The sequence below is a fragment of the Aquabacterium sp. UBA2148 genome (assembly GCF_002328915.1).
In the GTDB taxonomy this organism is placed as follows: Bacteria; Pseudomonadota; Gammaproteobacteria; order Burkholderiales; family Burkholderiaceae_C; genus Aquabacterium; species Aquabacterium parvum.
In genome coordinates this window covers 1-5,798 of the sequence record NZ_DCXA01000033.1, presented here as the reverse complement: position 1 = coordinate 5,798, position 5,798 = coordinate 1, and the positions used below count along the sequence as shown (strand labels likewise).

Genomic DNA, 5,798 nt, shown 5'->3' with positions numbered 1-5,798 from the left:
CCCCGGCCCCGGCCCCGGCCGCAGCCCCCAGCGCGCCAGCAGCCCCCGTGGTTGCCGCGATCGCGGTGGTGGACGTGGTGAGCCAGCTGGAGTCGCGCGCCCAGGCGGCGTCGCAAAAGCTGAACTGGCGCACGTCCATCGTCGACCTGCTGAAGCTGCTGGACATCGAGAGCAGCCTCGACGCGCGCAAAGCCCTGGCCACCGAACTGGGTTGCCCGGCCGACAAAATGACCGATTCGGCGCAGATGAACACCTGGCTGCACAAGACCGTGCTGCAAAAGCTGGCGGCCAACGGCGGCAACGTGCCAGCCGACTTGCTGGACTGAGGAGGCATCACCATGGGACTGCTCGACTCTCTCGCCAGCCAGGTGCTGGGCTCCCTGTCCGGCCAAGCCAGCCAGGGCACCCCCGCCACCACCGACCTCATCGGCCTGGTCATGCAAGTGCTCAACCACCCGCAGGTGGGCGGCTTGTCCGGCCTGGTCAAGGCCTTTGAAGACAAGGGCCTGGGCCAGGTGATCGGCTCCTGGGTCGGCACCGGGGCCAACCTGCCCATCAGCGCCAACCAGATCGCAGCCGTGCTGGGTGAAGAGCCGCTGCGTGACCTGGCCCGCCAGGCCGGCACTTCGCCGGATCAGCAGGCGTCGTTGCTCAGCGAGGTGCTGCCGGGCTTGATCGACCAGCTCAGCCCCAAGGGCGCCCTGCCCGGCCCGGGCAGCGACCTGCCTGCGCTGCTGGGCAACCTGGCTGCGGGCTGGCTCAAGCGCTGAAGCAGCGCAGCGCGCCAGCCCTGGGCGGCCGCTTCAAGGTGAGGTCGCGCCCTGGAGCCTGGGCGCGAGCGCCTCGGCCTGGGCGTCGACCCACTGCGCCAGGGCTTCGGCCTCTTGTTGGGCGTTGCCCACCGTCGCCTGCACCCGCTGCGTCAGGCTGCCGCCATCGAGCACCCGCCCCTGGCGGTCGACCAGGCGCCAGTTGAGCGTGCCCACCACCTCGCCACGGCTGGCGTGCACGTCCAGTTGCTGCACCTCGACCAGCAAGCGGCGCGTGCCCAGGGCCTCTTCACCCGTCCACCAACCTTGCTCGGGCGAGCGCAGCCTGAGGGCCTGCGACAAGCGACGGGTCAGGCCCGTTTCCAAGCGTTCGGCCCAGACGGCGTTGGGCCAGGCGACGAGTTCGGCGTCCTGGCGCAGGTGCAGCACCTGACGGCGTTGCCAGTGCTCGGGCAGGCGCAGGGGCACCAGCGACACCCCGGGTGCTCGGGCTGCGTCGCCCGGGGTGGCTGCGGCAGGCTTGGCAGCAGCCGTTGCGATGGATGCGGCCGGTGAGGCCACGGCGGGCGTTGGCATCGGCGCAGGCATGGACGCCGGCACGGGCGCCGAAGGGACGATGACCATCGCGCGTGGCGGCGGGCTGGCGCAGCCAGCCACCATCGCCACCATGGCTGCGCAGATCAGGCCCAGCACGCTGAGGGCGGTCACGCCGCTGTGGACGCGCTGGCGCACCTGACAAGAGGCGTCGCGAGAAGCTTCACTCATGCGGTCTCCCGAAAATGAGAACATTGGGTTGCTCTTCGATGTCTTCGACCAGCGCCGAGAAACTGCGCGCCGAGCGGGCCAGGTCGCGCAAGGCGCCGTCGAGGTCGGTGCGGGCCGCCGAGCCGGGCGCCACCCAGGCCGAGATCTCGCCCATGCCCGTGCGCACGTCGTTGGCCGCGCCATGCAAGGCGTCCATGGCGCCCACCACACGGGGCTGCACATCCAGCAGCAGGCGCTGGCTGCCATCGGCCAGGCTTTGCAGCGACTGCAGCGTGGCCGTGGTTTGCTGCGAAGCATTGTGGAAGTCATCGCCCGCGCGCAGCAGGGTCTGCGTGGCCTGACCGGTCACGCGCCCGACATCGCCCTGCACCTTGGCCACGCTGGTGCGTGCTTCGTCGGCCAGCTGGCGCACGCTCAGCAAGGTGGCGCGCACATCGGCCACGGTGTCTTTGAGGGGCAGCTCGGAGACCTGCTCGAGCAGGCGGTCGAAGCTGCCGCCCACGTGCGGGATCACCAGCGGTCCGTCCTGCGTCTGGGCCACCGCCGTGGTCGGGGCGGGCCCGATGGTCAGGTCGATCATGGCCTGGCCGGTGACCAGGCTCTGCGTGACCATCTGCGCCACCAGGCCGCGGTCGATGAGCGACTGCAAGGCCTCGCGCTGGGCGCGTCGCCCTCGCACCTTGATCGACAAGGCCTCCATCGACACCGCCAGCGTGATGGGCTGGCGCGACTGCAGGGTCTGCGGGTCAAGCTCGACGCCGATGGCCTCGACCTGACCGATGGGCACGCCCCGGAAGGTCACCGGCGAGCCGATCGTCAGGCCCTTGACGCTCTTGTCGAACCACACCACCGCCTGCGTGCGCCCGCCACCGAAGAAGCGGCCTTTGCCCAGGGCCGTGATCAGCACCACGGCCAGCACCATGGCCATCACCACGAAGGCGCCCAGCGCCACCGATCGTCGTTTCATGCCTGCTCGTCCTTTCGTTGCAGGAAATTGCGCACCGCCAGCGGCAGGCTCGCGTCGTGTTGCATGTCGGCCGGCCGGCCTTGTGCCAGCGGGCGACGCGACTCGGCGTCCAGGAAGATGCCGTCATCGGCGATGCGAAACAGGCTGTCGCGCTCATGGCTGACCAGCACCACCGAAGCGCCCGTGCGGTCGCGCACCGACAGGATCAGGTCGTCCAGGCGCAGCGAGGTGACCGGGTCCAGGCCGGCCGAGGGCTCGTCCAGGAAGATCACCTCCGGCTCGGCCACGATGGCCCGCGCCAAGCCCGCGCGCTTGACCTGACCGCCGCTGAGCCCGTGCACCGGGGCGTCGGCCAGCTCGGCCAAGCCCACCCAGTCGAGCACGTTGCGCACACGTTGGGCGCGCTCGGCCTCGTCGCGATCGCGCCAGTGCAGCTCCAGCGGCACGTGCACGTTCTGGGCAACGCTGAGCGTGGACCACAGCGCGCCCTTTTGAAACAGCATGCCGAAGCGCTGGCGCGTGGCCTGTTTGTCGTCCGCGTCCATCTCGCCCCAGTAACCCCGGCCGTCCACGAAGACGTCGCCAGCGGCGGGCTCCTGCAGGCCGACCATGTGGCGCAGCAAGGTGCTCTTGCCACAGCCGCTGCCGCCCATCACGGCGAAGATGCGACCAGGGGCCACGCTGAAGCTGACATGTTCCTGGATGAGGCGCTCGCCGTGTTGCATGCGCAGGTCTCGGACGTCGATGTGGGCCATGCCTGCTCCTACCAACCCATGGCGTTGGCCACGACGGCGAACACCGCGTCCAGGGCGATCACGCCGACGATGCCGCGCACCACGGCCCGCGTGGCGGCTTCACCCACCCCGGCAGCACTGCGGGCGGCGTGCAAGCCGGCGTAGCAACCCGCCAGGGCGATCCAGCCACCGAAGACGATGGCCTTGGCCAGGCCCAGCCACAGGTGCGTCGCCGAGGTCGCGACCATCAGGCGCTGCACATAGGTGTCGGCGTTGAGGTCGAGCATCAGCGAGGCCACGAGCAAGCCACCCAGCAAGGCGGCCACGCAGGCGTGGAAGAACAGCAGCGGCATCATGCCCAGCAGCACCATCACCCGGGGCATGACCAGCTCGCGCATCGGGTCCAGGCCGAGCACGTGCAGGGCGTCGATTTCTTCTTGCGCGCGCATGGTGGCCAGCTCGGCGGCAAAGGCCGCAGCCGTGCGCCCGGACATGACGACGGCGGTGATCAGGGCGGCCATCTCACGGGTGACCGAGATGCCCACCAGGTCGGCCACATACAGGCCAGCGCCGAACTTTTGCAGCTGCACCGCCCCGACGAAAGCCATGATGGCGCCCACCAGCGCGTTGACCACCCAGACGATGGGCAGGGCCTGCACGCTGGCCTGCGCGGCCAGCCGGCCCCATTGCGCCATCGAGGGCAGCGGCTTGTGGCGCAGCATCGAGCCCAGGGTGATGAGCATGGCGCCGCCAAAGCCCATGGGTTCACCCCAGCCCTGCCAGCGAGCCTGTGCCCTTTCCCCGACGTCGTGCAGCCATGCGCGCAGCATGTGGTTCGGTCCCTCCTGAGTCGACCATCCTACAGGGCGTGGGCACTAAACTGCCCGCCCATGAAGGTCTCCCAACGCGCCCAAGCCATCACCCCCTTCCTGGCCATGGAGTTCGGCAAGCGTGCCGCCGCGCTCGAGGCCCAAGGCCACCGGGTCATCCGACTGAACCTGGGCGAGCCCGACTTCGGTGCCCCGCCGGCCGTGCGCACCGAGCTGCAACGCGTGGCGGCTCAAGCGGCGCTGCCCTACACCGGCGCGCTGGGCCTGCCCGCCTTGCGCGAAGCCATCGCGGGGTTCTATGAGCGGACCCATGGCCTGACGCTGTCACCTGAGCGCGTGGTGGTCACGGCCGGAGCCTCGGCCGCGCTGTTGCTGGTGACGGCCGCGCTGGTGGACCCGGGCGACGAGGTGCTGGTAGGCGACCCGTCCTACCCGTGCAACCGGCAGTTCTTGAGTGGCTTTGGCGCCGACGTGCGCCTCGTGCCCACCGATGCGTCGTCGCGCTTTCAGCTCGACCTGGCCGCCGTGCAGCGCCACTGGTCCGCGCGCACGAAGGGGCTGATGATCGCCACGCCCTCGAACCCCACGGGCACCTCGGTGCCACCGGCCGAGCTGGCCGCCATCTGCGAATGGGCGCGTGCACACGGCGCGTGGCGCATCGTCGACGAGATCTACCTGAACCTCAGCGACGCGCAAGTCGACGGCACGCCAGCGCCCACGGTGCTGGCGGCCGACGCAGGGGCGTGCGTCATCAACAGCTTCTCCAAGTACTTCGGCATGACGGGCTGGCGCCTGGGCTGGGCCGTGGTGCCCGAGGAGCTGGTGCCCGCCATGGAGCGCCTGGCGCAGAACTACTACATCTGCGCGCCCACCCCGGCGCAACTGGCGGCGCTGGCCTGCTTCACACCCGAATCGATCGAGGTCTGCGAGGCGCGCAAGCGGGAGTTCGCCGAGCGGCGGGCGCTGGTGCTGCAGGGCCTGCGCGACATCGGGCTGAACGTGCCGGTGTTGCCCGATGGGGCTTTCTACGTCTACATCGACGTGGCGGACACCGGGCTGGACGCGATGGCGTTTTGCGAGCGCGCCCTGCAGGACGCGCACGTGGCGCTGACGCCGGGGCACGACTTCGGTGTCAGCGGTGCGGGGCGCTTCGTGCGGCTGTCGTACGCGGCTTCGCGCGAGGACCTGAGCGAGGGCCTGGACCGCCTGGGTCACTTTTTGAAGCGCCTGCGCGGCTGAGTAGTCGGGCACACCGGGCTCGGCGACCGCAGTGCTGCGGCCCCGTCAGCGGGGGCTGAGCCTCAGGCGTAGGCCACCACCGCATCGCCCCGGCAGAAACCAAACAGGCGCAAGCCGCTTCGCTGCGCCAGCGTGATCGCCAGGGATGTGGGCGCAGAGATCGCCCCCAGGGTGTCCACGCCCATGCGCACGCATTTGCTGACCATCTCGTGGCTGGCGCGGCTGGAGACCACGACAAGCCCTGGCGGCAGCGGCCCCTGGAGCGCCATGGCCCCGATGAGCTTGTCGAGCGCGTTGTGGCGCCCGACGTCTTCGCGCACACACAGCAGCTCACCACCAGGCGTGGCCCAAGCCGCGGCGTGACACCCACCGCTGTGCGCCTGCAAGGCCTGTTGCGCAGGCAAGGCGCTCAGGGCCCGGCGCACCGCGACGCCAGGGTCGGCTGGGGCAGGCCACACGCCAGGCCGGGCCTCATCGCCCAAGCCGTTCAACA

Annotated in this window: 8 protein-coding genes; 3 read left to right on the top strand and 5 right to left on the bottom strand. The window is 70.3% G+C overall.

Going from position 1 to position 5,798, the window contains the following annotated elements; all coding sequences use genetic code 11:
- A partial coding sequence (locus tag B2W70_RS01915) for a DUF3597 domain-containing protein (protein ID WP_286742284.1) occupies nucleotides 1-326 on the top strand: 326 nt, incomplete at its 5' end.
- Between the two features lie 12 nt (nucleotides 327-338).
- Nucleotides 339-770 carry a YidB family protein gene (locus B2W70_RS01910; protein WP_286742283.1) on the top strand — a complete coding sequence of 144 codons (432 nt, stop codon included), beginning with the start codon at nucleotides 339-341 and terminating at the stop codon, nucleotides 768-770.
- A 33-nt stretch (nucleotides 771-803) separates the two neighbouring features.
- Here B2W70_RS01910 and B2W70_RS01905 read toward each other — a convergent pair whose 3' ends face one another.
- Genes B2W70_RS01905 through B2W70_RS01890 form a run of 4 tightly spaced genes read right to left on the bottom strand, consistent with a single transcriptional unit; the run spans nucleotide 804 to nucleotide 4,066 of the window.
- A complete protein-coding gene (locus B2W70_RS01905) occupies nucleotides 804-1,535 on the bottom strand; it encodes a PqiC family protein (RefSeq protein WP_286742281.1) in 732 nt (243 codons plus the stop codon).
- Nucleotides 1,528-2,502, bottom strand: coding sequence for an MlaD family protein (locus B2W70_RS01900; RefSeq protein ID WP_286742280.1), 975 nt, complete (start codon nucleotides 2,500-2,502; stop codon nucleotides 1,528-1,530). Before B2W70_RS01900 ends, B2W70_RS01905 begins: the two co-directional genes overlap by 8 nt.
- Entirely contained in the window at nucleotides 2,499-3,257 is a 759-nt protein-coding gene (locus B2W70_RS01895; RefSeq protein ID WP_286742278.1) for an ABC transporter ATP-binding protein, read from the bottom strand. The genes B2W70_RS01900 and B2W70_RS01895 overlap by 4 nt, the downstream gene beginning before the upstream one ends.
- An 8-nt stretch (nucleotides 3,258-3,265) precedes the next feature.
- Nucleotides 3,266-4,066 (bottom strand): MlaE family ABC transporter permease, encoded by an 801-nt coding sequence (locus B2W70_RS01890; protein ID WP_286742277.1) that lies wholly within the window; start codon nucleotides 4,064-4,066, stop codon nucleotides 3,266-3,268.
- 60 nt (nucleotides 4,067-4,126) lie between these two features.
- Between B2W70_RS01890 and B2W70_RS01885 the strand changes: the two genes are divergently transcribed.
- On the top strand, nucleotides 4,127-5,305 hold the full coding sequence (locus B2W70_RS01885) for an aminotransferase class I/II-fold pyridoxal phosphate-dependent enzyme (protein ID WP_286742275.1): 1,179 nt from the start codon (nucleotides 4,127-4,129) through the stop codon (nucleotides 5,303-5,305).
- Nucleotides 5,306-5,367: 62 nt separating this feature from the next.
- Here the strand turns inward: B2W70_RS01885 and B2W70_RS01880 are convergent.
- Nucleotides 5,368-5,798, bottom strand: a 431-nt coding sequence (locus B2W70_RS01880) for a formate dehydrogenase accessory sulfurtransferase FdhD (RefSeq protein WP_286742273.1), incomplete at its 5' end; no start/stop codon positions are given.

Coding starts and splice junctions, on each gene's coding strand:
- B2W70_RS01910 (WP_286742283.1), top strand. CDS start 339: ATGGGACTGCTCGACTCTCTCGCCAGCCAGGTGCTGGGCTCCCTGTCC.
- B2W70_RS01905 (WP_286742281.1), bottom strand. CDS start 1,535: ATGAGTGAAGCTTCTCGCGACGCCTCTTGTCAGGTGCGCCAGCGCGTC.
- B2W70_RS01900 (WP_286742280.1), bottom strand. CDS start 2,502: ATGAAACGACGATCGGTGGCGCTGGGCGCCTTCGTGGTGATGGCCATG.
- B2W70_RS01895 (WP_286742278.1), bottom strand. CDS start 3,257: ATGGCCCACATCGACGTCCGAGACCTGCGCATGCAACACGGCGAGCGC.
- B2W70_RS01890 (WP_286742277.1), bottom strand. CDS start 4,066: ATGCTGCGCGCATGGCTGCACGACGTCGGGGAAAGGGCACAGGCTCGC.
- B2W70_RS01885 (WP_286742275.1), top strand. CDS start 4,127: ATGAAGGTCTCCCAACGCGCCCAAGCCATCACCCCCTTCCTGGCCATG.